Annotated in this window: 20 protein-coding genes and 1 other RNA gene; 5 read left to right on the top strand and 16 right to left on the bottom strand. The window is 58.1% G+C overall.

From position 1 onward, the window contains the following. Nucleotides 1–14: 14 nt before the first annotated feature. The 3 genes from trpD to CUU80_RS00725 form a co-directional block, all read right to left on the bottom strand. Nucleotides 15–1,064 carry an anthranilate phosphoribosyltransferase gene (gene trpD / locus CUU80_RS00735; protein WP_100495452.1) on the bottom strand — a complete coding sequence of 350 codons (1,050 nt, stop codon included), beginning with the start codon at nt 1,062–1,064 and terminating at the stop codon, nt 15–17. A gap of 176 nt (nt 1,065–1,240) precedes the next feature. Continuing rightward, nucleotides 1,241–2,806: an MFS transporter gene (locus tag CUU80_RS00730; protein WP_100495451.1), complete on the bottom strand. Its 1,566-nt coding sequence runs from the start codon at nt 2,804–2,806 to the stop codon at nt 1,241–1,243. A gap of 78 nt (nt 2,807–2,884) precedes the next feature. Next, nucleotides 2,885–4,900, bottom strand: coding sequence for a glycosyl hydrolase 115 family protein (locus CUU80_RS00725; RefSeq protein ID WP_165775769.1), 2,016 nt, complete (start codon nt 4,898–4,900; stop codon nt 2,885–2,887). 188 nt (nt 4,901–5,088) lie between these two features. Here CUU80_RS00725 and CUU80_RS00720 point away from each other — a divergent pair, with 188 nt between their 5' ends. Continuing rightward, nucleotides 5,089–7,344, top strand: a complete 2,256-nt coding sequence (locus CUU80_RS00720) for an extracellular solute-binding protein (RefSeq protein ID WP_100495449.1) — start codon at nt 5,089–5,091, stop codon at nt 7,342–7,344. Nucleotides 7,345–7,494: 150 nt separating this feature from the next. Here the strand turns inward: CUU80_RS00720 and secA are convergent, their stop codons facing one another. Further along, nucleotides 7,495–10,431: a preprotein translocase subunit SecA gene (secA, locus tag CUU80_RS00715; protein WP_100495448.1), complete on the bottom strand. Its 2,937-nt coding sequence runs from the start codon at nt 10,429–10,431 to the stop codon at nt 7,495–7,497. A gap of 239 nt (nt 10,432–10,670) precedes the next feature. After that, on the bottom strand, nt 10,671–11,333 hold the full coding sequence (gene hpf / locus CUU80_RS00710) for a ribosome hibernation-promoting factor, HPF/YfiA family (protein ID WP_100495447.1): 663 nt from the start codon (nt 11,331–11,333) through the stop codon (nt 10,671–10,673). A gap of 294 nt (nt 11,334–11,627) precedes the next feature. Between hpf and CUU80_RS00705 the strand changes: the two genes are divergently transcribed. Both CUU80_RS00705 and CUU80_RS00700 read left to right on the top strand, forming a co-directional pair. After that, nucleotides 11,628–12,404, top strand: a complete 777-nt coding sequence (locus CUU80_RS00705) for a hypothetical protein (RefSeq protein ID WP_100495446.1) — start codon at nt 11,628–11,630, stop codon at nt 12,402–12,404. Nucleotides 12,405–12,406: 2 nt separating this feature from the next. Then, complete coding sequence (locus CUU80_RS00700) at nt 12,407–12,736, top strand: transcriptional regulator (RefSeq protein ID WP_165775768.1); 330 nt, start codon at nt 12,407–12,409, stop codon at nt 12,734–12,736. A 35-nt stretch (nt 12,737–12,771) separates the two neighbouring features. Here CUU80_RS00700 and rnpB read toward each other — a convergent pair. The 8 genes from rnpB to CUU80_RS00660 all read right to left on the bottom strand — a co-directional run bounded on the left by rnpB (nt 12,772) and on the right by CUU80_RS00660 (nt 20,860). Further along, an RNA gene (gene rnpB, locus CUU80_RS00695) (RNase P RNA component class A) lies at nt 12,772–13,147 on the bottom strand. Nucleotides 13,148–13,181: 34 nt separating this feature from the next. Next, nucleotides 13,182–13,877, bottom strand: a complete 696-nt coding sequence (locus tag CUU80_RS00690; RefSeq protein WP_100495445.1) for a regulatory protein RecX — start codon at nt 13,875–13,877, stop codon at nt 13,182–13,184. A 2-nt stretch (nt 13,878–13,879) separates the two neighbouring features. Further along, the gene (gene recA, locus CUU80_RS00685) at nt 13,880–15,085 is read right to left on the bottom strand and encodes a recombinase RecA (RefSeq protein WP_100495444.1); all 1,206 of its coding nucleotides are present in this window, start codon (nt 15,083–15,085) and stop codon (nt 13,880–13,882) included. 269 nt (nt 15,086–15,354) lie between these two features. Next, nucleotides 15,355–15,588, bottom strand: a complete 234-nt coding sequence (locus CUU80_RS00680) for a DUF3046 domain-containing protein (RefSeq protein WP_100495443.1) — start codon at nt 15,586–15,588, stop codon at nt 15,355–15,357. A gap of 221 nt (nt 15,589–15,809) precedes the next feature. Continuing rightward, entirely contained in the window at nt 15,810–16,325 is a 516-nt protein-coding gene (locus tag CUU80_RS00675; RefSeq protein ID WP_100495442.1) for a helix-turn-helix domain-containing protein, read from the bottom strand. A 118-nt stretch (nt 16,326–16,443) separates the two neighbouring features. Beyond that, complete coding sequence (locus tag CUU80_RS00670) at nt 16,444–16,989, bottom strand: CinA family protein (RefSeq protein WP_100495441.1); 546 nt, start codon at nt 16,987–16,989, stop codon at nt 16,444–16,446. Between the two features lie 106 nt (nt 16,990–17,095). Beyond that, nucleotides 17,096–17,779, bottom strand: a complete 684-nt coding sequence (pgsA, locus tag CUU80_RS00665; RefSeq protein ID WP_100495440.1) for a CDP-diacylglycerol--glycerol-3-phosphate 3-phosphatidyltransferase — start codon at nt 17,777–17,779, stop codon at nt 17,096–17,098. A gap of 78 nt (nt 17,780–17,857) precedes the next feature. After that, nucleotides 17,858–20,860, bottom strand: coding sequence for a DNA translocase FtsK (locus tag CUU80_RS00660; protein WP_100495439.1), 3,003 nt, complete (start codon nt 20,858–20,860; stop codon nt 17,858–17,860). Nucleotides 20,861–21,043: 183 nt separating this feature from the next. Between CUU80_RS00660 and CUU80_RS00655 the strand changes: the two genes are divergently transcribed. Then, complete coding sequence (locus tag CUU80_RS00655; protein WP_243388611.1) at nt 21,044–21,793, top strand: Fic/DOC family protein; 750 nt, start codon at nt 21,044–21,046, stop codon at nt 21,791–21,793. Nucleotides 21,794–21,830: 37 nt separating this feature from the next. On the opposite strand, the gene miaA is transcribed toward CUU80_RS00655, so the two are convergent. From miaA to CUU80_RS00640, 3 genes are all read right to left on the bottom strand, one after another. Next, nucleotides 21,831–22,823 (bottom strand): tRNA (adenosine(37)-N6)-dimethylallyltransferase MiaA, encoded by a 993-nt coding sequence (miaA, locus tag CUU80_RS00650; protein ID WP_100495437.1) that lies wholly within the window; start codon nt 22,821–22,823, stop codon nt 21,831–21,833. A gap of 29 nt (nt 22,824–22,852) precedes the next feature. Beyond that, nucleotides 22,853–24,307, bottom strand: coding sequence for a tRNA (N6-isopentenyl adenosine(37)-C2)-methylthiotransferase MiaB (gene miaB / locus CUU80_RS00645; RefSeq protein ID WP_165775767.1), 1,455 nt, complete (start codon nt 24,305–24,307; stop codon nt 22,853–22,855). Between the two features lie 66 nt (nt 24,308–24,373). Further along, entirely contained in the window at nt 24,374–25,786 is a 1,413-nt protein-coding gene (locus tag CUU80_RS00640) for an LLM class flavin-dependent oxidoreductase (RefSeq protein WP_100495435.1), read from the bottom strand. Between the two features lie 135 nt (nt 25,787–25,921). Between CUU80_RS00640 and CUU80_RS00635 the strand changes: the two genes are divergently transcribed. Beyond that, a complete protein-coding gene (locus tag CUU80_RS00635; protein WP_500676570.1) occupies nt 25,922–26,653 on the top strand; it encodes a GTP pyrophosphokinase in 732 nt (243 codons plus the stop codon). Nucleotides 26,654–26,730 lie beyond the last annotated feature (77 nt).

The raw sequence follows: 26,730 nt of genomic DNA, 5'->3' as shown, positions 1-26,730 counted from the left end.
GAAAATTAAAACAATCAAGCTTCCTTGGACTTGGCGGTTTCAATCCACTTGTTCAGCAGGGCTTCGGACTTGCCGGAATCGACGGCGTCTTCGGCGATCTTGTAGGCTTCAGCAAAGCGCTCAGCCAGCGATCCATTGCCCACCAAGTGGCCGTCAGCCACGATGGCGGAAGCGGCATTGAGCAGTGCAGTCGAGCGAGACGGCACATCCTTGCCGGCCAGGAAGTCGCGGAATGCGGCGGCGTTGACTTCAGGTTCGCCACCCTTCAGATCGGCGACATTGATCTTGGCGAGACCAAGATCAACCGTCGGATCGAAGTCGGTTTCGGTGACCTTGCCGTCGCGGATCTCCCAAACGGAGACCGGGCCGGTGGGAGCGAGCTCATCCATGCCTTCATGCGAGGTGTACACCATACCGGACTGACCGGCCGCCGCATAGGCACCTGCCATAATCGGGCTCATGGCACGGTTGGCGCAGCCAATGGCCACGTGCGCCGGCTTGGCCGGGTTGGTCAGCGGTCCCAGCACGTTGAATACGCAAGGAATGCCGAGCGCGGCACGAACCGGGCCTACGAAGCGCATGGCTGGGTGGAACGTGCGGGCGAAAGCGAAGGTGATGCCCACTTCGTCGCCGACTTCACCCACGGCTTCCGGCTTCAGATCAAGCGGCAGACCCAGCGCCTCAAGCACGTCGGCGGCACCACACTTCGAGGATGCGGCACGGTTACCGTGCTTGACGATCTTCACACCGGCCGCCGCGGCGACCACGGCACCCATCGTGGAAAGGTTCACGGTGGCGAAGCCGTCGCCGCCGGTGCCCACAATATCGGTGGTCTCACCGGACACGTTCAGCGGAATCGCGTGCGAGACCATGGCCTTGGCCGCGCCGGACACCTCTTCGGCGGTCAGCCCCAGCTGCTGCTGCATGGCGAGCGCCGCACCCACTGCCGCAGGATTCGCGTTGCCCTTCATCAGATCGTCCACGAACCATTCGGATTCCTCGGCGTTCAGGTGGTCTCCCCCGACCAACTTGGTGAGAATCGACTTCCATGTGATCTCTGCCATTGTTCCTCCTTGACGCACGGTTGCGCCCGCTAGCTTGTAACGCCGCTCATTGTAATGGCCATGCGTTTCACGAGACGCAAACTTCCATATTGCAAAATGCCAGACGATTCTCGAAAGGAATCGTCTGGCATATTCATTGAATTCAGCGAGCAATCACCGAAGTCACAATACCCAGATCACTCAGTGGTTTGCGGCCAGCACTGCTCGTACTTGATGCCGGTGAGTTGTTCGACGACCTTCTTGGTCTCCGGATCAACGTCCTTCTTCAGGCCGCCGGCCTTGAGACGGTCAATCTCATTGAGCAGCATGGCATCGGTCTTCTTGTCGAGCTTCATGGTGAAGGAGATAATCCACGCGACGGCAAGACCGGCGATAATCCACCACACCAGCACGGTACCGATGGCGTTCACGGCCTGTTCAGGCTGCGGCTTGCCGGCCTTGAACGCGGTCTCAACGAAGCCGTTGGCACCAAGGTACCAACCCCAAGCCATGGCGGACAGGCCTGCGGTGATCTTGCGGGCAAACTGCTGGAAGCCGATGTACAGACCGCCGCGGTTCTCGCCGGCCATGATCATATCGACATCCGGGATGAACGGGAACACGTTCCACGGGATGAACCAAGTCATGGCGCGGAAGATCAGCCACCAGATCATGACCACATACAGTGCCACGTTCCATGCGGTGGTGTTGTTCTGGGATGCGGTCTGCCACAGACCCCACAGGCCCAGCAGGCCCAGGATGGCACCGGCGAAGTTCAGGGAGAACATCTTGCGCGGGCCGAGCTTGGCGAAGATCCAACCGAAGACGGGCTTGAGCGGCTCGCCGATCAGGGCCATACCCAGCAAAGCGGTGCCGAAGGCGACCGGCTTGTTGAGGTTGTAGAGCACGAAGAACAGCCACACCTGGCCGAAGATGTCCAGGAAGGATTGGCCGAGCAGGTAGATGAGGATGTGCTTGCGGAAGGTCTTGTTACGCAGCGTGGAGAAGTAGCCGACGAAAATGTCACCCACGCCCTTGAGCCACTTGCCGAAGTTGAACGGCTCCTTCTTCTCGGCCTCGATGGCCGCCTCATCGAATCCGGCCTCCTCCGGTGTTAACTCCCAAGTGGACTTGTAGGCGATAAACACGAACACGGCGAACAGCACGATGAAGAAGCCCATGGCAATGGTGTAGGACGAGCTCTGTTTCTCACCGAGCGCCTTGAGGAACGCGGCGGCGCCCAGCGGAATCACAGCGGTGGAGATGCCGGAGAACAGCATTCGTGTGGTGGAGAGCATCGTACGACCGTTGAAGTCGGTGGTCATCTCGTTGGGAAGCACCGAGTACGGAGTCATGATGAGCTGATTGGCGATAATCCACAGTGCGTACACCACGAAGTATCCCCACACCGGCAGGCCCGGAACGTACATGAGGATGGTGACCAGCAGGACGGGCACGCCCAACAGGATCAGGAAGCGACGGCGGCCAAACCTACGGCCGATCTTCCACTTGTACAGGTTGTCGGACAGCGTGCCGAAGATGAGGGCGGAGAACGCGGCGAGCATCGTCGCGATGCCGACGATGGACTGGGCCTGTGCCACCTTCAGTCCGGCGAATGTGGTCCAGAACAAGGTGAGGAATGTGGCGATCTGGCCGAAGCCGCCGCCGTAGAAATCACCGAACGCGTATCCGATCGCGTTGATGAGCTTGATCTTGCGTCCCTGAGGCACCTTAGCCTCAGGAGCTGCTGTCTGCTGTGACATTACAGCTTTCCTTTCTCTATTCGGCTCAGCATCACCCAAGCCGATGATTATTCATTGATGGTTACGGATTATGAGAGGCTACTTGCCCCACTTGGTCTTCATGGCAGCGAAGATCTCACGGTCGGTCGGATGGTTTTCCATGTTCATAATGACGAACACATCCTTCTCCCAAGCCGGATACATGAAGTCACGTAGCCACTGGTAGTAGTGCGGACCATCGCCTACGCAACGCAAGTAGCCCATGAGCTGCTCGCATACCCAAGCGGATTGCTTGATGTCGGTCAGGCAGTCGTTGCGCCAGAAGCCCTCCCACTTGCCGTGTTCGCGGTCGCGCATCGCATGGTCGCCTGCGGTGAACTCTTCGGAGGCAAGTCCGGCGTCAAAGAACGCATGTTGCCAATCTTCGTCGTATCCGGCGAGCAATGCATCGCATACATGCACGGATGCGGCCACCGAATGCTCGTAGATGCCGACCTCCACGCCGATGGAATCGCGGATAAGTTCGGCTGCATCCTCCTCGCCGCGCAGTTCGGCGGAGATGGCGGCGAGTTCCACCTTGTCGGCCAAGTCGGCGTAACGCTCGACTGCAGGGGCGATCAAACCACGGTAGAACTCGATTTGTTCTTTCAGGTTCTTGCCGTCGTGCATCCATCGCAGATCCTGTGCCGGGGCCTGCTTGTCGCGCAGCCACTGGGTGATGAGCATGCGCGGCACATGGTTGAAGTACTGTTCGCCGGCGTGATCATCCCAGTTCGGGCCGTACTGGACGGCAGCCTTCCAGTATTCCTCATATAGGTCGAAGACGGCGTCCACGTTAGCCTTGCCGTAGTAGTCGGCAATGTACTGCTTGGCGACCTTCTCGAAGTCGATCTTGCCCTCGCGCCAGATGGCGGCGATGAAGTTCAGGAAGTAGACGTGCGGCTTGATGTTGGAGGCATTGACGATCCACACATCGTCACCGCCGTTGACGATCACGTCCTCCAGCTCCTTGGCCACAAGACGCGGATCGTTAGTAATGTCCGTAGTGTGGTTGGCGGCCTGCAGGTCGTAGAAGCTGGCGTGGTAGTAGATGCCGTTGTCGCCGTCGTTGGTGGGCATGGCGGGCACGCGAGGATTGTTGTTTTCCTGACGGCGGGAGACCATGCGGCCGAAACCGTTGTCGGCCCAGATCTTGGCCACCTGCTTCGGGTAGGTCAGGACTCCTGCACGGTAGAGTTCCATGGCTTCGCCGTACAGATAGATGACGCACTGGGCGCCTGGGTCGGCTTCCTGCACCATGTCGTACTGGCGCTGAATGATCTCAGAGAGCAGCTTGCCACGCGCCTCATCGGTGGCGTAACGCGGGTCAAAGTTCCAGAATGGCTGATCGCCCTGACCGCGGAAGCCAAGGGTCCACACGGTGCGCTTGCCCTTCTGTGCCTCGATGGCTTCACGCCACAAGGCTTCGAATCGAGGCTCCTCTTCAGGCCACTTGGGTTGTACGCCCGGGTAGGCTGCTGCGAACATGCGAGCACCAAGCGGGCAGGCGTGATGCTGATTGATATAGAAGCCCATGTCTTGTGCAAGCTTCAGATGCGGCTCACCGCGCTGACCGGAGCCTGGGATGACCATATTGCCGCCGAGGCGGTAGACGGTTTCGAAAGCAAGACGCCAGGTCTTATCCGAATCGTTGTCGTATTTCCAGTCTTCGAGCAGCACTTCGTCGTTGATGAAGAAGCCCTTGTACTTGACGGCAGTCGGTTTGCTGGTCAACGCAAAATCATCGGCGATTTCGATGCTCGGAACCGGCTCGAAATGCTGATCGTTCCAGAACCAGAAATCCTTGACGCCCAGCACTTCACGACTGACTGCATACAGACCGTAGATGAAGCCGAAGTCGTCGCCGGCGTGAACTTCCAGATTGCCGTCCGCTACACGCACTTCGTAGGTTTCCGGGTTATGCGGACCTTCGACGAGTACGATGTTGGCACCCTGCTGTTCGGACGGCAGCACCGTGGCTTTCAAGTCACGTTCGATGTCCTCGACCGCGTATGCCACGGCTTTGGAGGGCGTCGCGCCAGTCACTTTCGTGGTGGCTGTGATGGAAATAGACATGGTTCCTCCAGGTGAACTTGTCTGTGGATTGCTTTCCGCGATACTGTCCGCTTCCACGCGCTTCGCATCGCTGACATGTTTTATATTCGTCCACTTCGGCAAGCTCATTGCACTTGTTGCCAAAGGTTGCCATAATATTGTCGAACGTTGTTGTTTGCTCACCAAATCCCGTTGGAGGGGAGCCAACCATGGAACGTGCACAGCATAAAGCCACGATTTACGACATCGCCCGAGAAGCCGGAGTCAACCCCTCAACCGTGTCTCGAGCACTCGGCCAACCAGGTAGAGTCGCTGCCAAGACCGAGTTTCGCATTCGTCGTATAGCAGAGCAGCTTGGCTACCTCACTCAATCCGCACAGACGACCGGTGAATCGCTCCCCTCCACTGGCATGATTGCGGCTATCGTACCGACACTGACGAATCCGCTCTATGCCATCACGGTCAATGCGATGCAACGACGCTTGGAGACCAAAGGCTATGGTCTTATCACGTTGGACACCGATCAGAAACCGTCGGTTGAGCGCAAGGCTATGTCATATGTGATGCGCAACGTAGACGGCGTAGCCTTGCTGTCCTCCCGTTTAAGCGAACCTGATATTCGCCGTATTATGCTGGTCCGACCGGTCATCGTGTTGAATCGTACTGCCCCAGGTTTAAACAGCGTTGTGGTGGATGTGGCGCGAGCCATCGATGATGCCGTACACGCGCTCAAGGAAAGCGGGCACTCGTCCATCACTTATTTGGCGGGCCCGGCCAGCTCGTGGTCGAACGAGTACCGTCGCCGTTATATTCGATCCGCAGCCTTCCGTTATGACATGACCTACCGAGTGGTGCGCGAATGCGAACCGAGCGTTGCCGGAGGCAAGGCGGCAGTGGAACAGTATCTCATTCGCCCCACGGATGCCGTGTTCGCGTTCAATGACGAACTTGCGGCGGGTTTCATCGCTGCTGCGCGCCGCAATAATTTGCGTATTCCCGAGGATGTTTCGGTGATTGGTTTCGACAACACGCAAATGTCTTCGCTACTCACACCCACGCTGAGCACCATCGATATGAAGAGCGAGCAGCTGGCCGAGCGTGCTGCAGATACGCTGGTCAGTGCCATACGCAATCCGGATGGAGTACGGCCCGAGCCAATCACGTTAACCGCCGAGTTCGTGAAACGCGATTCGCTGAATCCTCATAAACGCTCAACAATGAAGCTTGGCCCCTACGCGGAGATCAGGCGATCAAGCGACACCACCGTGCTGACCATGCTGTCCAATGCATTCAACGAGACGATGCCGCGCATCAATGAATTCATGCGGACGCACCCGCATATTGTCATCGACCCGATTGAGGGGCGCACGCAGGAGAATACGCTATCGCTGTATTGGGAGCGAGTCATCAATCACCGTTCGGTACCGGACATTATCAATGTCGAGCGAACCGCGCTCCCCCAGTTGGCGGCTTCCGGCGCATTGCAAGATTTGTCAAGCAAGGCGATGGAACAGGAACTCGGCCCCAAAGTCGATCGAGCGGCATGGCAGTCGGCTCATTATGCCGGCAAACTCTATGGTATTCCAGGTGATCAATCGCAAACCGCCATGTTTTACCGAGCTGATTTGTTCGATCGATATCGGCTTGAGGTACCGGATACTTGGGATGCTTTCTATGAGACCGGTGTGGCCTTGCATGAACGAAATCCCAACCGATATATGGGCGTGCTCGATACCACCGACGTGCAGCACTATCTTTCATTCTTCCGCTCGGCAAGAGTGAGACCTTGGACAGTGGAGAACGATTCGACGATTGTTTTCCATATGCGCAATGATTTGGTACGCAACGTAGCCACGTTCATTCAACAATGCATTGACGATGGTGTGCTGAATGCTGAACCCATGTGGGATAACCGGTACATGCGCGCCAAGTCCGGCACATACTTAACAGTGACTTATGCGAATTGGCTTGGCAAGATTCTTTCGATGTCGTATCCAGCCGATCAGGGACTATGGAAGGTCACATTACCGCCGGCATTCGCCGATCCCAGCCAAGTGGCCACAGCCGAAATCGGTGGTTCGACATTGGCGATCAGCGCCGGATTGCCACCCAAGCGTATGGACGCCGCGATAACCTTCCTGAAATGGTTCCAGCTCGATCCAGTTTCCGTGGAATTACGTGCACCAGGCGGCGTGTCCGCAGCAGCTGGATACGTGGAGGATCTGACCAGACGGGGCACCATTGACCCGTATTTCAATCAGCCGATTTATGACGTCTATGCCAAGTCGGCCGCCCGTGTGAACCGGGATTGGGATAATCTGCCGTTTTACAGTCAATTGGATGCAGAATTCGCGCGCCTGATAGTCCCTTGTCTGAAGCCCGGAGGCCGCAGTCAGGATCTTCTGGACGAATGGGAGCGACGACTGAAGATTTATGCCGTTTCCCAAGGTTTTGAGGTGAAGTAGGCACCGACTTTGATGCCTCTTATAAAGAGCGCACGGCAGTAAGATCGACTGAGGGGAAGCTACGGTATTTGCCATAGCTTCCCCTCAGTCTTCCTGTAGTTCGTTAACCTGTTTCAAAGGGGAGCCAACGAACCATACGTCAACGATGCATCACTTCTCGTTCTGTCCGTGGCACATCTTGTACTTACGACCGGAGCCGCACGGGCACGGAGCGTTCTTGCCGGTACCCGGGAAGGTACGACCATCGGCCCAAGGGGTCTTGAGTTCTTCGCTCTTCGGACGCTTGTTGGCCGGAACCTTGCCGGCAGCGTGGCTGATCGGTGCCGGACCGGAAACCGCAGAGGTCACTTCACCGGCTTCGGAAGCCTTGGCAGATTCGGCGATCGCCGCCTTCTCCTCCTCGTCTTCTTCCTCGACCTCACCGGCAGCGGCTTCCGCCTCGGATTCGCCGTCTTCATCCGGGCCGGCGGCAACGGTGGCTGCGGAATCGGTGCCCTCGGAACCGGCGGTGATGCCGGTAGCGGATTCAGCGGCATCCACGGCGGCGTCCTCATCATCGGTGGAATTCGGATCCTGCGTGGCGGCCACCTGCTTGACGTCGATGTGGAACAGCAGCTGAACGGACTCCTCCTTGATCGCTTCGATCATGGAGTTGTACATCTGGTAGCCTTCGCGCTGGTATTCGACCAGCGGATCACGCTGGCCCATACCACGCAGGCCGATGCCGTCCTTCAGATAGTCCATCTCGTAGAGGTGTTCGCGCCACTTGCGGTCGAGCACGGCAAGCACTACGCGACGCTCAAGGTCACGCAGGCCCTTCTCGCCAATGGTCTTCTCCAGCTCGGCGTACTTGTCCTTGGCGTCCTTGACGATGAGATCGCGCACGGCCTCAACGGCCTTTTCGCCCTTGAGCTTGCCGGCGGCGTCCTTGGCCTCATCCACAGTCACCTTGGTGGGTACCACGGTGTTGAGCGCCTTGAACAGGCCTTCCCAATCCCAGTCCTTCGGCTTGTCGGAGCCGTTGTTGGCACCCTTGATGTAGGACTCGATGGTGTCGGCGATGAAACGCTCGATATCCTCGTGAATATCCTCGCCCTTCAGCACGGCCTGACGCTCGGAGTAGATGACGGTACGCTGCTTGTTCATCACGTCGTCGTACTTGAGCACGTTCTTACGAATCTCGTAGTTACGGGATTCCACGGCCTTCTGCGCGGTGCGCACACCCTTGGTCACGGACTTGGCCTCGATCGGCTGGCCCTCCTCCATGCCCTTGGCCATGACCTGAGCCACCAGCTGGGTGTTGAACAGACGCATCAGATCGTCTTCCAGAGACAGGTAGAAGCGGGATTCGCCGGGATCACCCTGACGGCCGGAACGACCGCGCAGCTGGTTGTCGATACGACGGGACTCGTGGCGCTCGGTGCCCAGCACATACAGACCACCAAGTTCCTTGACTTCCTCGTGCTCATCCTTGACCTGCGCCTTGATTTCGTTCAAGGTGCCCGGCCAACGCTTCTCATACTCTTCCGGAGTGTCTTCCGGAGAATAGCCTTCGGACTTAAGCTTGGCATCCGCCAGGAACTCGACATTGCCGCCGAGCATAATATCGGTACCACGACCGGCCATGTTGGTGGCCACAGTCACAGCGCCCTTACGACCGGCGACAGCGACGATGGCCGCCTCCTTCTCGTGCTGCTTGGCGTTGAGCACCTGATGCGGGATCTTGGCCACATCGAGCAGGGTGGAGACCACCTCGGAGCTTTCCACGGATGCAGTACCGAGCAGCACCGGCTGGCCCTTGGCGTGCCTCTTGGCCACATCCTTGACGATGGCGGCCAGCTTCTCCTTCTTGGTACGGAAGATGAGGTCGTCCTGATCCTTACGGATCATCGGCTTATTGGTCTTGATCGGCAGCACGCCCAGCTTGTAGGTGTTCATGAACTCGGCGGCCTCGGTCTCGGCGGTACCGGTCATGCCTGCAAGCTTGTCGTACATACGGAAGTAGTTCTGCAGGGTGATGGTGGCGAAGGTCTGGTTCTCGGCCTTGACCTCCACACCTTCCTTGGCTTCGATGGCCTGATGCAGGCCTTCGTTGTAACGACGCCCCGGCAGAATACGGCCGGTGTGCTCGTCGACGATCAGCACTTCGCCCTGAGTGACGACGTAGTCCTTATCGCGCAGGAAGAGTTCCTTGGCCTTGATGGCGTTGTTCAGGTAGCCGATCAGCGCGGTGTTGGCCGGCTCGTACAGGTTGTCGATGCCCAGGAAGTCTTCGACCTTGGTGATACCCGGGTCGAGAATGCCGACAACCTTCTTCTTCTCATCGACGTCGTAATCCTCGTCGCGCGTAAGCTTCAGAACCAGCTTGGCGAAGGTGCGATACCAACGGGTCACGTCGCCTTCCGCCGGACCGGAGATGATCAACGGGGTACGGGCCTCGTCGATAAGGATGGAATCGACCTCATCGACGATGGCGTAATGGTGGCCGCGCTGTACCAGATCGGCCTTCTCCCAAGCCATGTTGTCGCGCAGATAGTCGAAGCCGAATTCATTGTTGGTGCCGTAGGTGATGTCTGCGTTGTACTGCTTGCGACGTTCCGGCGGCTTCTGTTCAGTGATGATGCAGCCGACCGACATGCCCAGGAAGCGGTAGATACGGCCCATCAGCTCGCTTTGGTAGCTGGCAAGGTAATCGTTGACGGTGACCACATGAACGCCCTTGCCTTCCAAGGCATTGAGATAGGTGGGCAGGGTGGCCACCAAGGTCTTGCCTTCACCGGTCTTCATCTCGGCGATGTTGCCCCAGTGCAGGGCGGCACCACCCATCAGCTGCACATCGAAGTGGCGCTGGCCGAGGGTGCGCTTGGAGACCTCACGAACGGTGGCGAACGCCTCGGGCATGATATCGTCCAGGCTCTTGCCGTCGGCAAGCATCTTCTTGAACTTTGGGGTTTGCGCCTTGAGCTCCTCGTCGGAGAGGGCAGAGATTTCATCCTCCAGCGCGTTGACGGCCTTGGCCACGCTCTCCAGCTTCTTCAGCTGGTGGCCTTCGCCCATACGCAGGGCTTTGTCAATAATATCGACCACTGGGTTCTCCCTTGACTGATTGCGGTGGTTCCGTCCACCACGATACCGCACGCATACATTTTTCTCTGTTTTTTTCGACCATATTACGAAAGATTTATACGATCTGCATCCTCACAGATATGTACCGTCCTATCGGATCATGCGCAACAATCGCCGACAGCGCAAAAAGGCCGCCTCCCGATTGCACGGGAGGCGGCCAACATCAACCGACTGAAATCGGCAACGAGCTATCCGAAGATTCAGTCCTTCTTGACATTCTCCGGGGTATCGATCTCGAACACGCCGTAGCTCCAGCCATGACGGTGGTAGACGACGGACGGACGACCGGTCTCCTTGTTGACGAACAGGAAGAAGTCATGTCCGATCAGCTCCATCTCATAGAGCGCTTCGTCAATGCTCATCGGCTCGGCGATGTGCAGCTTGCGGCGGATGACAATCGGAGTGTCCCCAACCTGGACCTCCACGGACTCGCCAGGACCAAGATCGGAAGCCACTGCGGCCTCCGGGCTGTTGTTCGGCTCCTCCTCGACCTCTTCGGCCTCGGGCTCCGGAGCGACCACGCCCAGATCGACCGGCACCGGGTTCGTGTAGCCGCGGCGATGGTCCTTGCGGCGGTCACGGGTGCGGCGCAGACGCAGGGTCAGCTTGTCCAGAGCCATATCCAGCGCGCTGAATTCGTCCGTGCTGGAGGCCTCGGCGCGCACCACCGTGCGGCCGGCGATAACGGTGATTTCCACGCGCTTGGCGGTATCGGCCTGGCGCGGGTTGCCCTCATGGGTCAGCACGATCTGCGCGCGCTGCGCATCCGGGGCGATAGCGGTCACACGATTCATCTTGGTCTCGACGACATCACGGAACCTCTGCTTGACCTGCGTGTGGCGTCCGGTAACGACGATTTCCATGTTGACCTCCTATATGACTCAAGCGGTTTGGCCCGCTATATGCGTCCCGTACAGCATCATTACCGTGCGGGTAAGTTTCATTGTAGACGAACAATGGGTAAATCCTCGGCAACTCGCCAAGAGAAAACTCATTCTTTCCCGACATGGTTCCGAAACATGCCACGACGTAGCCTGATGGATTGGTTTGTTTTCCTTACAGGAAAGCCTTATACTTTCCTGTAAGGAAAACAAACCAATCCCGACCGGACCGATGTCAACGATGACAGGCCGCGGGCCACCGGAAAGGAAACCGCGATGAAGCGTTCCATCCGAGACGACACCCACGATGTCTTCCATGCATCGTCCGTCAACGACACGTCCGACCCCCTCCCCGACGAATCGACCCCACTGACGCCCGGACTGACACCCAGTGAGGCAGGCCACATCCTGGAAGGCATCGAGCGCGACCGTTCGGCGCTGTCGGCACGCCTGTCTCCACCTCGATGGCTGTATCCGACGATCGCGTTGCTCGTTGCCTTCGACGTGCTGGGCATCCAGATCAGCAGCGCATTCGACTCCTGGACATGGGATCGTCTCACGACCCTGCAGGACGAATACGATGATGCGATAAGCCAGGCCTCGTATCGGAGCATCCCCGCCGGGGAAATCGACGCCTATTTCAAGCCATTGATCGATGAGATGCTGAAATACGGCGCATACAGCCAATGGTGCGTGTGGCTATGTCTGGCGATCGATCTGGCATGCATCATCGTCGTCTATCAGATGATGCGCTGGCTGGCCAACGCGCAGGGAACGGGCGATCGGCGCGGCACCGGCGTCCCGTTGCTGTGGCCCTGGTTCCTTACGTTCGGCGTGCGCCCGATGAACATCCGCATGCATGTGCTGCACGCAGCGATGTACGTCACGCTCATCGCCTATGCGGGTTCGCTCGTCTATCTGAACTGGAGCGGCGGGGACCCGTTCCGCACTGCATGGTGGGCCATGGTGGCGACCATGTTGTGGTCGGCGTTCTTCGTGGTGAGCGAGTCCGGTTACGACCGTCTTGCGTCCCAGGCGTTGGCGAAGATATAGCCATGTCACCGAGGAGGTCAAAGCACGCAGCGGTCGAGCCGCATTTCGACCCGGTGATTCACGAGCCGATGCGGTTGCGCATCTGCGGCATACTCGCCGCGGTGGATGAGATGCAGTTCGCCGCAATCAGGGACACGCTGGGCATGAACGACGCCGCCTGTTCCAAACATCTGAAGACGCTCGCCGATTGCGGGTACGTGTCCGTATCCAAACGCGAGTCGGACGGCAGCCGGCACATGGTGCGTTGGTATGCGATGACGCCGACCGGGCGGATTGCGTTCGAAGGCCATCTGGCCGAACTCAAACGCATCGCCGCCGGCATCGTCGACTGATGCCGCATCGATGGATGCACCGAATGAAGATGAATGAGGTGAGACCTCTTATACCCCGGGTTCTGTCGTCTGCGGCGCGAACGCCGTAAGACGGATGGCCATCCATCTCGACCTGACGTCGCCGTCAGGCTCTAGCAGCCTACCCGATGGCACGGGCGAGCAGCCCTTACCGCCATCTGCTTGGCCTTGCTCCCGATGAGGCTTGCCATGCGGCCTGCTGTTACCAGAGGCCCGGTGGTCTCTTACACCGCCGTTTCACCCTTACCCGTCGAGGACGGGCGGTCTGTTCTCTGCTGCGCTATCTCTCAGGTCACCCTGGGCGGACGTTATCCGCCATCGTGCTCTGCGGAGCCCGGAAGTTCCTCAGCCGATCTCAATGAAGATCACGGCCGCGGCCATCAAGAGGTCTCAAGCCGACAATTATACATATGCCGTGGAGAACGACTCAACGAAGCAACTCCGACGCGACTCGACGGAGCGTTTCCGGATTGTGCCCTTTCCGCCCGCCAGCCGACCAAAAACGGCGTTGACGCACCTGACGGTCAAGCCCTTGCGTTTTACGGGCTACGCGACGACCGAGTTCCCAAGCCGCATCCTCGAACACACCTTGTTGATCGGCCTCGTCAATCACCTGTTGAGCCAACACACGGTCCACGCCTTTGCGTGAAAGCTCCATCAGCGTCCCGCGACGTCCCATCATACGACCTGCGCAAATCCGCACTACCGATTCGGCGTATTCCTCGTCGTCCAACAGCCGCACTGCAATCAACCGTTCGACGACCTGCGCGACCGTATCCTCCGCGTATCCTTTACCGAGCAAACGATCGCGCAATGCGCCGGACGAACGAGGTGCGGCATCCAGCAGCCGCAACGCCGACTCGCGACAAGCTTCCTCATCATCGGCAGTATCGTCCGGCCCACTCAGGCCAGTGCCAACATTCGGCTGTCGCACAATATCCGATTTCTCGCAGACTCCCGCAGACCGCTGTACTGCAGAGTTCGCATAGCCGATACCGCCATCGCGCATAAACGATGCAGACGATGCAGACGAAGCAGACGAAGCAGACGAAGCAGCGTCATCACTATGCTGCGGAGCAATCACCATGGACCTGCCCCGCAGAAATGCCTCGGCATCAATCATCGTCAGGCCCGACCAGCCGTATCTTTGGCTGCGGCCGCCTTGGCCGTCTTGGTTTGTTGCTTGGTTGCGGCAGCCTTACCGTCCTTAGCCGCATCGGCCGCGGCAGCCTCGCTTACGGCTGCCGCCGCTGCGGCCTCCTCATCTTCCGCGAACTGATCAGAAGGAGCAATCAGACCAAATTCAGCCTTGACCTTGTTTTCGATCTCCTCGGTGATGGCGGGATTGTCCTTCAGGAACTGGCGGACCTTCTCACGTCCCTGACCAAGCTGATCGCCATCATAGGTGAACCAGGATCCGGACTTCTTGACCACACCGACCTGCTGGGCCATGTCGATGACGGAACCCTCGCGGGAAATGCCTTCGCCATAGAGCATGTCGAATTCGGCGGACTTGAACGGCGGAGCCATCTTGTTCTTGACTACCTTGACACGCGTACGGTTGCCCACAGCCTCTTCACCGTTCTTAATGGTTTGGATGCGGCGGATGTCGAGACGCACCGAGGCGTAGAACTTCAACGCCTTACCTCCTGTGGTGGTTTCAGGATTGCCGAAGAACACACCGATCTTTTCACGCAGCTGGTTGATGAAAATAGCAGTGGTGCCAGCCTGAGCCAACGCTCCGGTCATTTTACGCAACGCCTGACTCATCAAACGCGCCTGCAAACCCACATGGCTGTCACCCATGTCACCTTCGATTTCAGCCTTTGGCACCAAGGCGGCCACCGAATCGATGACAATGACATCAAGGGCCCCGGAGCGAATCAGCATATCGGCGATTTCCAAAGCCTGCTCACCATTATCCGGCTGGGAGACGATCAACGAATCGGTGTCTACACCAAGCTTGCGCGCGTAGGCCGGATCAAGCGCATGTTCGGCATCGATGTATGCGGCCACACCGCCATTACGCTGTGCATTGGCGACCACATGCAAAGCGAGTGTGGTCTTACCGGAGGATTCAGGACCATACACCTCTACGATGCGCCCCTTGGGCAAGCCTCCGATTCCCAAAGCCATATCCAGCGCCAACGAACCGGTGGAGATCACCTCCACATTCTGTTCCGGCCTATCTCCCAGACGCATGGCCGAGCCTTTGCCGAAGTTTTTTTCGACCTGAGCCAGCGCGGTATCCAGCGCAGCCTTGCGCTTGGGATCCAGCTCGTGCGCAGTACCGTTCGCCGGATTCTTAGCCGGCTTGGTTTCGGTTGCCATGATCTTCTCCTTATCGAAGATGTACGTATATGATTCGCTTCCTACCGTATGGGTCGATGCCATCACAAGGCAAGCGAAACCGACTATTGTGGTTCCAGCTTGCCGCCCTTTGACAGCCACAGCATCTCTGCCTTACTCGCGCAAGGCTTTACGGCAATCCGCGGACCGATACGCATATCGTCATATCAGCCTGTTGCTGTGCACAACTATAACCACAGACACGAACATATGTTCGAAACTTATTGGGCTGGCGTGTCTTGGCATCATCCTTAGACCGCCGGCAATGGTGGAGCGTTATGGTCGCGCCCCCATCGCTGGGCATCAGGAATATCCATCTGGTCACACAGCACATTCCAGACCACGCGAGGCTCCTCGCCCGCATCTAGTGCCTCCACCACCGTCATATTCGCAAGTGCCGGAAGGCTCTGATCTTGCGCAAGAGAACGACCGTAGGTACGACCGAACACCTCTTCAAGCAGTTCCCAGAATTCTCGTTCACGCATATGAGCCAGTGTGCCACCACCCGACGAACAGAACAGCGCAATCGCTGCCAGAGATAAGAACGGGGCTACAGCCAAACGCTATAGCCCCGTTCCAAACAGCTATCCCATCTAGTCAACGCATCGCGAGAAGCGACACAAGCAAGTAGATGTCAGACATGTCGTGCGACATTATGCAACCTCGCACCTTATGGCAGAACCGAAACCGTATACCGGCACCGCCATCACTGGTGGACTTCGTCAAGATAATCGGCAACCATACGCAACATCTGCGCCGCAGAGACACCCAGCGCCTGCGCGATGGAAGCCAGCAACTCAGAACTGGCCTCCTTCTGCCCGCGTTCCACCTCGGAAAGATATCCAAGAGACACGCCGGCCTTCTCGGAAACCTCACGCAACGTGCGACGGTCACGAGTGCGCAGGTCACGCAACACATGGCCGATGGCCTCACGCAATGACACATCATGAGGCTCGTCCTGCGGTGTCTTCGACTGCGCGGCGGAAGCAACGGCAACCACGCGTTCGGCGGAATCTTCTTCACGCCACATGCGATCGCGTGCGGCCATGCGTTCATCCTTGGCCTTTCTGGCAGCCTGTGCCTTCAACACCTGCTGTTGCGCGAACATCACCGCACGGCGCTGAGCCGGGGTCAGTTCATTCATTCTGGCCATGCCCGGCTTTACCGGTGCCGATACATCAAGCTTCTTCGTCTGTTCATTCACACGGGTCATCGTTTCCATAGCCTTAGGCCCCCTCTAACACAGTCAGTCCATTATTGTTCTATTGGGTTCAACACCGGCATGCCCCGGTTTTATTCCTGAAAACTTGCTGTGAATAGACTCAAGTTTTGCTGATGCGCTATTGCAACAGCTGTTCAAGGTGCTGCAGCACCTTGCATACCGTCTGCATACGAACTGCTTCGCGAGTGCCGGTCAGGCGCAGCTCCACCGCTTCGACCGATTCCCCTCGACCCAGCTTGCACCCGGCCGGCAGACGCAATCCGATATAGACCAAGCCGGCCGGCTTGTCACCATCCGGACCAGGTCCCGCCACTCCCGTAGTGGACAATCCGATAATCCGACCGCCATATTCCGCCTGATCATACAGGGCTGCAGTAGCCTGCGCCATCTGACAAGCCACTTGCGGATGCACGGCACCCTCTCGTTCCAACAGGTCACGATCAACGCCAAGCACGGACGCTTTGGCTTTGATATCGTACGTGACCGCCGACCCTAGAAACACATGTGACGCACCGGGTATACGCACAAATGCATCCGCGAGCAAACCACCGGTCAACGATTCGGCGCAGGCGATCTTTATTCCACGCGCTTCGCAGATGTGCAGAATCCTCGCCGCGGCGATATCACACACCTGCTGTATCTCAACACAAGTCGTATCACCCATGACAGCATCACTTTCATCTATATGATCGAGTCATCCTAATTACAACAATGGGATGCAGCTCATGCCGCATCCCACTCCATATCTCATCTGCGCGGATTCGGAAGCATCACCGCTCCGCTTGCTTCGGAGCCGCGAACGTGTTGTACAGGTACACGCCACCGGAATACAGACACAGCACCAGCGCCACATAGATGATGGCGTAGGTCAGCACATAGTACACGGTGATCCACATCGGCGTAGTTTGTCCAGCAGCCAGAGACCAGAACGGCAGCAACAGCATGGACAGGCCCACGCACTGGAACACGGTCTTCAGCTTGCCCGGCCATGCGGCGGCGATAACCTTGCCGCCCGGACGCTCCATCACGAAGAAGCGCATGACGGTGATGCCAATCTCACGAATCAAGAACAGGGCCACCACAATCCAGCCCCAGACCAGATTACCGAACTCGTTGAAGGCTGCGGCTACCACCAGCGCGCCACCGGTGAGCAGCTTATCCGCAATCGGATCCATCAGCTTGCCCATTTCAGTGACCTGATTGTATGTACGGGCCATCCATCCATCGATCTTATCGGTGGAGGCGGCGATGATGAACAGCACCGCCGCAATCCAACGCAGCGTCAGATCATCTGCACCCCACGCGCCGGCCATGATGTCCAGCACCAGAAAAATAACCACCAGCACGATGCGCGAATACGTAACCAGATTCGGCGGCGCATTCCAACCATCGAAAATCGACGCCTTGGCTTTGGCTTGGGCCTCGACCTGTTTATCCGTTGATTCACTACTCATATCGCTCACACTACCCTTACACTTCTACCTTAGACGGCAATTCACATGATGCGTTGACTTGGCACCAGCAATCGACTGTCACGCTCCCCCAAGTTCGCCTTGTTCGGGGGCGGAGGATGTGAGCGAGCTGGTTTCACCGCGGATGAACGCCAAAACCTGCGGGAGATCCTGCGGCTGGACGAGCACTTCGCGGGCCTTGGAACCTTCGGACGGGCCAACTACGCCACGAGACTCCAGCAGATCCATCAGGCGACCGGCCTTGGCAAAGCCGACGCGAAGCTTCCTTTGCAGCATGGATGTGGAGCCGAACTGCGAAGTGACCACCAACTCGGCAGCCTGCAGCAGCACATCCATATCGTCACCGATCTCCTCGTCCGGTTCCATGGAATCCTTTTTCTCGGCTTCCTTGGCCATCTGTTCGATGTCCTCACGATACTTCGGCTTGCGTTGGGTGCGCACGAACTCCACGGCCTTGCGAATCTCGGATTCGGAAACCCACGAGCCTTGCACACGAATCGGTTTGGCGGAACCCATCGGCAGGAACAGGGCGTCACCCTGACCGATCAACGTCTCGGCACCGGTCGTATCGAGAATGACTCGGGAATCAGTGGCCGAAGACGTGGCGAAAGCAAGGCGGGAGGGAATATTCGCCTTGATCAAACCCGTTACCACATCCACTGACGGACGCTGGGTGGCGAGCACGAGATGCACACCGGCAGCTCGTGCAAGCTGCGTGATGCGCTGGATAGAGCTCTCCACGTCATTCTTGGCCACCATCATCAGATCAGCCATCTCGTCCACCACCACAAGAATATACGGGTATGGAGCCACCTTGCGTTTGGAACCGAGCGGCGCATGCACCTTGCCGACGCGCACGGCCTCGTTGAAGTCCTTGACATGGCGGAATCCGAAGAATTCCAGATCGGAATATCGGGCATCCATCTCCTTGACCACCCATTCCAAGGCCTGTGCGGCCTTCTTCGGATCGGTGATAATAGGAGTCAGAAGGTGCGGGATGCCCGCATACGCCGAAAGCTCTACACGCTTGGGATCCACCATGATCAGACGCACTTGATCAGGAGTGGCGCGCATGATCAGTGAAGTCAGCATCGAATTGATGAAGCTAGACTTACCGGAACCTGTAGCACCAGCCACCAACAGATGCGGCATCTTGGTCAGATCGGCAGTCACAAAGTGGCCTTCCACATCCTTGCCGATACCGGTAAGCATCGGGTTCGGGTCACTGACCGCCTTGTCGGAGCGCAGCACATCGCCGAGATGCACGATCTCACGGTCCTCGTTCGGGATCTCGATACCGATGGCCGACTTGCCTGGAATCGGGGAAAGGATGCGCACATCCGAACTGGCCACCGCATAGGCGATGTTCTTTTGCAGGTTGGTGACTTTCTCCACCTTGACGCCGGGGCCGAGCTCCACCTCATATTGAGTAACGGACGGACCACGCAGGAAGCCGACCACTTTCGCATCCACGTTGAACTGCTGGAACGTACTGGTCAGAGCGCGAATCACGCGATCATTGGCCGGGGTGCGCATCGCATGCGGTTGACCCTTGGCGAGCAGGTTCAAATCTGGCAGCTGATACGGCTTGTTGGCGTCATCATCGGCACTCGCCCCATCACCGTCAGCAGGGCTGCCGACGTCCGCGCTTCCAGCGCCGCTGCCATCTGCGTCAGCTCCGGCATAGGCACCGGTTGCACCTGCCGCAGATGTTCCGGCAGACGTAACGGCGGCACCGACGCCCATGCTTGCCCCTGGCAAAGCCACAGTGCCAGTACCGGTGCCAGCAGCTTGCACGGCACTTGGCGCCCAGGGATCGTCGCCCGGATCAGCAGGTGTCCCAGCAGCACCAGCCGGCATCATCACCGTTCCATCGCCGCCGGCCGGCATAGCTACGGTACCGCCGCCGGCTACCATGCGGGGCCCTGCCACGGCGGACGAGGCATCAGCAACGCCAGAGGCGAGCGCACCACCTGCGCGCAAAGCCTCACCAGCGGCACCATGCGCATGACCCCCATAGGAGGAAGATGCTACAGTACGACCAACATTTCCCATGATCTCACCGGTTCCAGGATCAACCAACGGCGTCTCGGCAGCGGCACCATGCTGGCTTGCCGCGCGGTCAAACGGATCATCGGCGGCATACCTGTCCAGTCTGCGATCATCCTCCTTGCCATGCTTGCGTCCGAACAGACGCGCAAACAATCCCGGTTTGCCCGAACCTTGGGATGCATCCGCGTCGGTTTCGGATTCACTGCCGTCATGAGACGGCACACCATCGGCGAAAGCCAACGTGGCGTCTCCCAGGCGCACCTCATTGGGGAATTGATCGTCTTCGCCGCGTCCCTGGCCTTCCTTGTGATACTCGGCACCACGCAGTTTGGCCAGCAGCCAACGGGCACGATCCGGCAGATCGGTGACGTGCGTGCCCGTGATCATCAGTACGGAGAACAATCCGACCACCACGAACACAATGATGGCGAATACGTTTGATAGTCCCCAAGCCAACGGAGAGCCGAGCACGAAACCGACCAGTCCTCCGGCGGATTGCAGGATGCGAATATCGAACTTGACGTGATCGGCGGCAACGGCCACATCGATAATCGAACAAATCGACCACATGAGCAGCACCCAACCGGCCACGACACGAGGATTATTCGATTTCTTGCCGCTGTTGCGCATAAGTCGAAACGCGATGCCTGCCAGCAGCACCGGAAGCACCACGCTCATCACACCAAGTACACCGGCCGCGATGGCATGCAGAAACTGGCCGAACACTCCGTTGACGCGGAACCATTCGGACGCGCAGAACAACACGGCCAATATCAGCAGGAGGAAGCACAGCCCATCACGTCGGTAGGCCGGATCGTATTCACCGACGCCGGTGACGGCACGTACGCCGGCACCGAACGCGCGCGGGATCGCCAGCAGAATCTTCTTGCCCATCGGCTCGGGTTCAAGATCCACTTCCGGTTGAACTCGGGTCTCGCCATCATGCGTGGCGTCCATAGGCCCTTTGGTTTTTCGGGATTTCGTACTATTGGAGGATGCTGTTCGTGCCATAACGGGTTTGATTCTACTCGGTGACACGGTCTTAACGGGCCGCTTCCGCCTCCCCGCATGGCGATGAACTTCATGCGTTGATGCCTCACACGCACGCAATCATGCTTTATCATGGGTTGCATGACACCCGCAGAGCGTGCGAGCGCAGTCGCATTTGCACTCAGGAACTGCGCATTGGAAGCTATGACGCCGGGCGAGGCAACGATGCGCGCCGCGGCCGCCTACGAACGCGGTCATGAAGACGTGACGCATCTTATCGATGTAGCCGACGAGCAAACCGCCATACGTTTGCATACCGCTGCCGGCGCTGCCGCCGGCGATCGACTTGCCGACGGCAGTCTGGATGATCATGCCACGGACCGTGCCGACGCCGTGTTCGCCAGAACCGTACTGTTGGCGGAACGTCGGTGGAATCCGTCCGGTGATCTGGATGAGCTGATTGCCATTCACCGCGGGCTTTTCGAAGGCGTCTTTGACGACGCCGGCAAATTGCGTACGGCGAATACCACACGGGAAGTGACCAGTGATCGAGCACTGGCGTCCAATCCCGAGGTCTTCTTCCCCGCAGCCCTCATCGAGACCGGAGCGCACAACATCGCGATGGAATTGGCAGAGAAACGCAATCTGCATGCCATGGACAGGGATGTGTTCGTGCATGCGTTCGCGTCGATTTATGACGAGTTAGGCTACCTGCACCCGTTCCGAGGCGGCAATGCCATGGTGCTGCGCATATTCGGCTCTCGGCTCGCACATGATGCCGGATGGGACCTTGATTGGGGTGAAGTAACCAGAACCGCATATCGCACGGCCAAACATACGGCGTATCGCGGGGATATCTCCGCGTTTGAGCACATGTTTGCAACGATGCTGCGTCCCGCGAATCCCACACGGGTATTCCTCATCGCCGGTTGGGATCAAGGCCCCGCCCACTGATCGATTCGTTTTGGTTCGTCGATTCGTTCATGCACCGCTATTCGCCGGCGATATCTCCCAGATGATGCTGCACATATTCATCGGCATGGGCATCGATAGGGTCATAGTCACCGGCGTCCGCATGGGCGATAATCGCCATCGCATTGTCCACGAGCTTGGGATTGAGGGCCTGCAGCCAATGGATACGCGGATCACGGCCGAACCAACCCATCTGTTTGCGGGCGAGACGCTTGGTTTTCTGCGCGATGTCACCAAATGCGTCATACTCATCCCAGATACCGTCCAATAGGTCGATGATCTGTTGATAGCCAAGCGCGCGGACGGCCGTGGCACCGAGACGAGGCCGTAGGCGCTCGACCTCTTCAACGAAACCGTTGGTCATCATCTGTTTGGTACGTAGATCAATACGACGGTCCAAATCCTCACGGCTTAAATCCAAGCCGATCTGCACCGAAGGAATCACATACCGGTAGCGTGGCAGACTGGCCGAATACGGTCGCCCGGTCAGTTCGATGACCTCCAGCGCACGGATGGTGCGACGGGGATTATGGGGATCCATTCGAGCAGCGGCCTCGGGATCCTTGGCTTTCAGCTCATCGAACAATGCACCGGAACCCTCGGTTTTTTCCCGCTCCTCATATTTTTTACGGATCTCAGGATCGGTGCCGGGGAAGGAGATATCGTCGATGGCGGCACGTGCATACAATCCGGAACCGCCTACCAGAATCGGGCGAATACCGCGCGACTGCAGGTCGGCGATGGTTGCTCGCGCAAGCTGTTGGAATCGAGCCACGCTCATCGACTCTTCCGGATCGATGATATCGATGAGATGGTGAGGTACGGCCGCCTGCTCTTCGGCAGTGGGTTTGGCGGTACCGATATCCATGCCGCGATACATCTGATAGGCATCGGCATTTACGATTTCGGCGCGCTCGCCTTGCTCCGCCAATCGTTTGGCGATGGCGATGCCCAGCCCGGTCTTGCCGGATGCGGTCGGGCCTACGATGGATACGACTCGTGGCGTTGTCATAACTTCGTTTCTTTTCTCCCGTTGACTGCTCAGTGGCGGACCGAATAGGTCTGACCGGCCGCGAGATCGGGGTCGGCAAGCAGATTATGACGACCGGCATGGGTTACGGTCACCGTGACGAAATCACCGATCTCCGGCACCGGCTGACCTTCCGGAACACCGATGTGCACCAGTACACCGGTCTTCTCACGGCCGGAAACGCGGTGCGTATCGGAATCTTTCTTACCGAGCTTGCCGGTGATCATCACTTCGACGTCACGGCCTACGAACCCTTCAAGATTCTCCTGCGTAATCTCCTCCTGCAGGGCCACCAGCCGATCGAAACGCTCCTGTACCACGTCCCGAGGAATCTGCTCCATTTGAGCGGCCGGCGTACCCGGGCGCGGCGAGTAAATGAACATGAACGCAGTGGAGAATCGCGCCTTACGCACTACATCCAGCGTGGCTTGGAAGTCCTCCTCAGTCTCTCCCGGGAAACCGACGATGATATCAGTGGAAATCTGCGCGTCCGGCATGGCTTCACGGATTCGTCCAAGAATGTCGAGGAACTTGGCCGAACGGTAAGAGCGGCGCATCGCGCGCAGAATGCGGTCGGAACCGGATTGCAGCGGGAAATGCAGCTGATGCATGATGTTCGGCGTTTCAGCCATCGCGGCGATCACATCATCAGTGAACGCGGCCGGATGCGGCGACGTGAACCGCACGCGCTCCAAGCCCTCGATTTCGCCGCATGCACGCAGCAACTTGCTGAACGCATAACGGTCGCCGATTCCATAACCATACGAGTTCACGTTCTGGCCAAGCAACGTGACATCCTTGGCCCCGTCAGCTACGCATTGGCGGATCTCGGCAAGCACATCACCCGGCCTGCGATCTTTTTCCTTGCCGCGTGTAGTCGGCACAATACAGAAGGTGCAGGTGTTGTTGCATCCCACAGAAATCGCCACCCACGAGCTCACGCGGGAAGCGCGTGCAGCCGGCAGCTGGCTTGGGAACTCCTGAAGCTGATCACTGACCCTCACCTGAGGCTTATCGGTGGCTCGATTCTGGTCGAGCAGCTTCGGCAGATCCTCGATGTTTTTGGTGCCGAATACGGCGGCCACCCATGGCTTCTTCTTGGCGATCTCTTCACGGTCGAGCTGGGCCATGCAGCCGCCCACGGCAATCTGCAGATTCGGACGCTGCATTTTAATGCGATTGAACAGGCCGATGGTTCCGTACATGCGTTCGGCCGCATTCTCACGTACCGCACAGGTATTCAGCACGATCACATCGAAATCATGGGAATCGATCTGCTCCTGGGTGGCCGGCACATAGCCGTCGGCCTCCAATACGCCGGCGATGCGTTCGGAATCATGCACGTTCATCTGGCAGCCGAGCGTATGGATATGGAATACGCCTTTGCCTCGCTCCCCGAGCAGGCTGTCAGTTCCATCGACTGCAATCGAGGCGCGCTCCGCCTCGGTCATCATATCTTCATTCATAACGACCGATTCTATCGTCCGGCCGTCACAGACAGTCGGACAAACGAAACATCGCTCCCAGCAAACCTATGCGAGATGACGGTAATGGGATCCGATATGGTTTTCTGGCAGACGATCGCCACGGCCGAACAGACGATCGCGCAATGTGCTCCCCTCATATGCCGTTGGATACACGCCACGACGCTGCAATACCGGCACCACGTAGTCGATGATGTCCTCCCAGGTGCCGGGCTCGACTACGTAGGCCAGATTGAAACCGTCCACATCGGTTTCGGCAACGGTCTGCTGCATGGCATCAGCCACAGTTTCGCCCGAGCCGACTAACACAGGACCACCGGTTGCATTGATACGTGCGCTGTCGCGAAGGGTCCAACGCGCCCCATCCGGGCCAGCTGCACCGGAGAGGCTGGAAACCGTGGTCTGAATCGCGTTCGTCGCCACCGGATCGAGCGGCTGGTCAAGATCGTCCTTGGACAGATCCACTCCCGACCACCCGGAATTGAGTACCAAATTGCCGGTTTCAGACGCGTAGCGGAAGTAGTCGCGGTATTTGGCCTGGGCTAGCTCGTCGGTTTCGTCGGCCACCACGGTCATCAGCGCGTAGATACGCGCGTCGTAACGCCCGCGTCCAGCGGCCTCCAACGCATCACGCATGTCGGCTACGGTACGCGCCAACTGTGCTCTCGTCGGCGCGGCAACAAACATGGCTTCGGCATGCTGCGCGGCGAAACGGATCCCCCTCGGCGAGGCTCCCGCTTGGAAGATCACCGGGGTTCGCTGCGGGCTGGGCTCGCACAAGTGGATGCCGGGCACATCGAAATACTTGCCATGATGATTGATGGGATGCACTTTTGCGGGGTCGGCGAACATGTCATGTTCGGCGTCCATGACCACGGCATCATCCTGCCAGGAGCCTTCCCACAGCTTGTAGAGAACCTCCATGTATTCATCGGCGTGATCGTAACGCTCGTCATGCGACATCTGGTCGGTGTAGCCCATGTTGTTCGCGGCGGAACGCAGATAGCCGGTCACCACATTCCAACCGATACGTCCATTGGTGAGATGATCGAGCGTGGACATGCGGCGGGCGAACGGATACGGATGCTCATAGGCGGTGCCGGCGGTTATGCCGAAGCCCAAGTGCTCGGTTACCGCCGCCATGGCGCTGACCAGCATCATTGGATCATTGATCGGGATTTTCGCGGCCGTGCGCAATGCGGCGTCAGCGTTGCCCTCATATACGTCGTACGGGCCCAGCGCGTCGGCGATGAAGATCGAATCGAAGAGTCCCCGTTCCAGTAGACGCGCCAATTCGGTCCAGTGCGCAAGATCCTTGTACTCACGCGAATGATCGCGTGGATGACGCCACAAACCGGGCAGCTGATGTCCCATGCAGTTGGCATCGAACGCATTGAGTCGTATACGTCGATTGCCTGATGACGATAATGGTGCAGCCTGTGTCTTGATGTTGTTCCCCATGGTTGCTCAACGTATATGCACCGGCAGCATACGCGCCAGACTCAGCACCCTGATTTATTGATGGATGTGATGCAGATTACACCGCTCCCAGCCGTTACCCAGTGTTGATGAAGTAGCAGGTTTATGATGGAAACCGTGATACTTGACCGACATAATCGACTCAACACCGCAGATCTCAACGCCCGTTTGAAGATGCTGGACTTGCCGGAAGGCCGATTCAGCGCCGATGAAATCACTGAGTTCATCGATCAAATGCAGGTATATGAAGGTGCGATGTATGAGATCAGCACCAAACTGGAAATTCTCGATGATGAGTTCCAAGTGCGTTTCAGCCATGATCCGATTCACCATATGGAACGTCGACTGAAGTCGGTGAATTCCATTATCGGCAAGCTCGAACGCAAGGGACTGCCTGTGAGTGTCAACTCCATCAAAGACAATCTGTTCGACGTAGCCGGCATCCGCGTGATCTGCAATTACCGCGACGACGTGTATTCCGTCTCAAACTATCTGTCTTCGCAATCAGATATCCAAGTGCTGCGGGTGAAAGATTACATCAAGAATCCGAAACAGAATGGCTACCGTTCGCTGCATGTGATCTACGCGGTGCCAGTATTCCTTTCTTCAGGCGCACATTACACGCCGGTCGAGGTGCAGTTCCGCACCATCGCCATGGATTACTGGGCATCGCTGGAGCATGCGTTGCGATACAAGACCGATTTGCCGGATGCCCGTTTGAACGAGCACTCGCAGACGTTGTTGGACTGTTCACGCAGCCTGCAGAACATCGAGGTGCAAATGCAGAACATCCACCGCGATATCAACGGCGCGCCACAGGTGGGTGAGGCACCGAAGACCACGGACTGATCGTACTGGCCGTCTGATCAGCATCTTTCAGTCATTGTATTATCTTCGACCAAGGCTCTTCTCTTACGAGAAGAGCC

The sequence above is a fragment of the Bifidobacterium scaligerum genome (assembly GCF_002802865.1).
Classification (GTDB): Bacteria; Actinomycetota; Actinomycetes; order Actinomycetales; family Bifidobacteriaceae; genus Bifidobacterium; species Bifidobacterium scaligerum.
Note: the sequence above shows the minus strand (reverse complement) of the source record. Positions and strands in the feature narration are given on the sequence as shown.

What these genes read in the sequence shown, in the direction of transcription:
- CUU80_RS00680 (WP_100495443.1), bottom strand. Translation starts at nt 15,588, where the DNA reads ATGCGTGAACGAGAATTCTGGGAACTGCTTGAAGAGGTGTTCGGTCGT.
- CUU80_RS00705 (WP_100495446.1), top strand. Translation starts at nt 11,628, where the DNA reads ATGAAGCGTTCCATCCGAGACGACACCCACGATGTCTTCCATGCATCG.
- CUU80_RS00675 (WP_100495442.1), bottom strand. Translation starts at nt 16,325, where the DNA reads ATGGAAACGATGACCCGTGTGAATGAACAGACGAAGAAGCTTGATGTA.
- recA (WP_100495444.1), bottom strand. Translation starts at nt 15,085, where the DNA reads ATGGCAACCGAAACCAAGCCGGCTAAGAATCCGGCGAACGGTACTGCG.
- CUU80_RS00700 (WP_165775768.1), top strand. Translation starts at nt 12,407, where the DNA reads ATGTCACCGAGGAGGTCAAAGCACGCAGCGGTCGAGCCGCATTTCGAC.
- CUU80_RS00725 (WP_165775769.1), bottom strand. Translation starts at nt 4,900, where the DNA reads ATGTCTATTTCCATCACAGCCACCACGAAAGTGACTGGCGCGACGCCC.
- CUU80_RS00655 (WP_243388611.1), top strand. Translation starts at nt 21,044, where the DNA reads ATGACGCCGGGCGAGGCAACGATGCGCGCCGCGGCCGCCTACGAACGC.
- CUU80_RS00720 (WP_100495449.1), top strand. Translation starts at nt 5,089, where the DNA reads ATGGAACGTGCACAGCATAAAGCCACGATTTACGACATCGCCCGAGAA.
- miaB (WP_165775767.1), bottom strand. Translation starts at nt 24,307, where the DNA reads ATGAATGAAGATATGATGACCGAGGCGGAGCGCGCCTCGATTGCAGTC.
- pgsA (WP_100495440.1), bottom strand. Translation starts at nt 17,779, where the DNA reads ATGAGTAGTGAATCAACGGATAAACAGGTCGAGGCCCAAGCCAAAGCC.
- miaA (WP_100495437.1), bottom strand. Translation starts at nt 22,823, where the DNA reads ATGACAACGCCACGAGTCGTATCCATCGTAGGCCCGACCGCATCCGGC.
- CUU80_RS00690 (WP_100495445.1), bottom strand. Translation starts at nt 13,877, where the DNA reads ATGATTGATGCCGAGGCATTTCTGCGGGGCAGGTCCATGGTGATTGCT.
- CUU80_RS00670 (WP_100495441.1), bottom strand. Translation starts at nt 16,989, where the DNA reads ATGGGTGATACGACTTGTGTTGAGATACAGCAGGTGTGTGATATCGCC.
- CUU80_RS00730 (WP_100495451.1), bottom strand. Translation starts at nt 2,806, where the DNA reads ATGTCACAGCAGACAGCAGCTCCTGAGGCTAAGGTGCCTCAGGGACGC.
- CUU80_RS00660 (WP_100495439.1), bottom strand. Translation starts at nt 20,860, where the DNA reads ATGGCACGAACAGCATCCTCCAATAGTACGAAATCCCGAAAAACCAAA.
- CUU80_RS00640 (WP_100495435.1), bottom strand. Translation starts at nt 25,786, where the DNA reads ATGGGGAACAACATCAAGACACAGGCTGCACCATTATCGTCATCAGGC.
- hpf (WP_100495447.1), bottom strand. Translation starts at nt 11,333, where the DNA reads ATGGAAATCGTCGTTACCGGACGCCACACGCAGGTCAAGCAGAGGTTC.
- trpD (WP_100495452.1), bottom strand. Translation starts at nt 1,064, where the DNA reads ATGGCAGAGATCACATGGAAGTCGATTCTCACCAAGTTGGTCGGGGGA.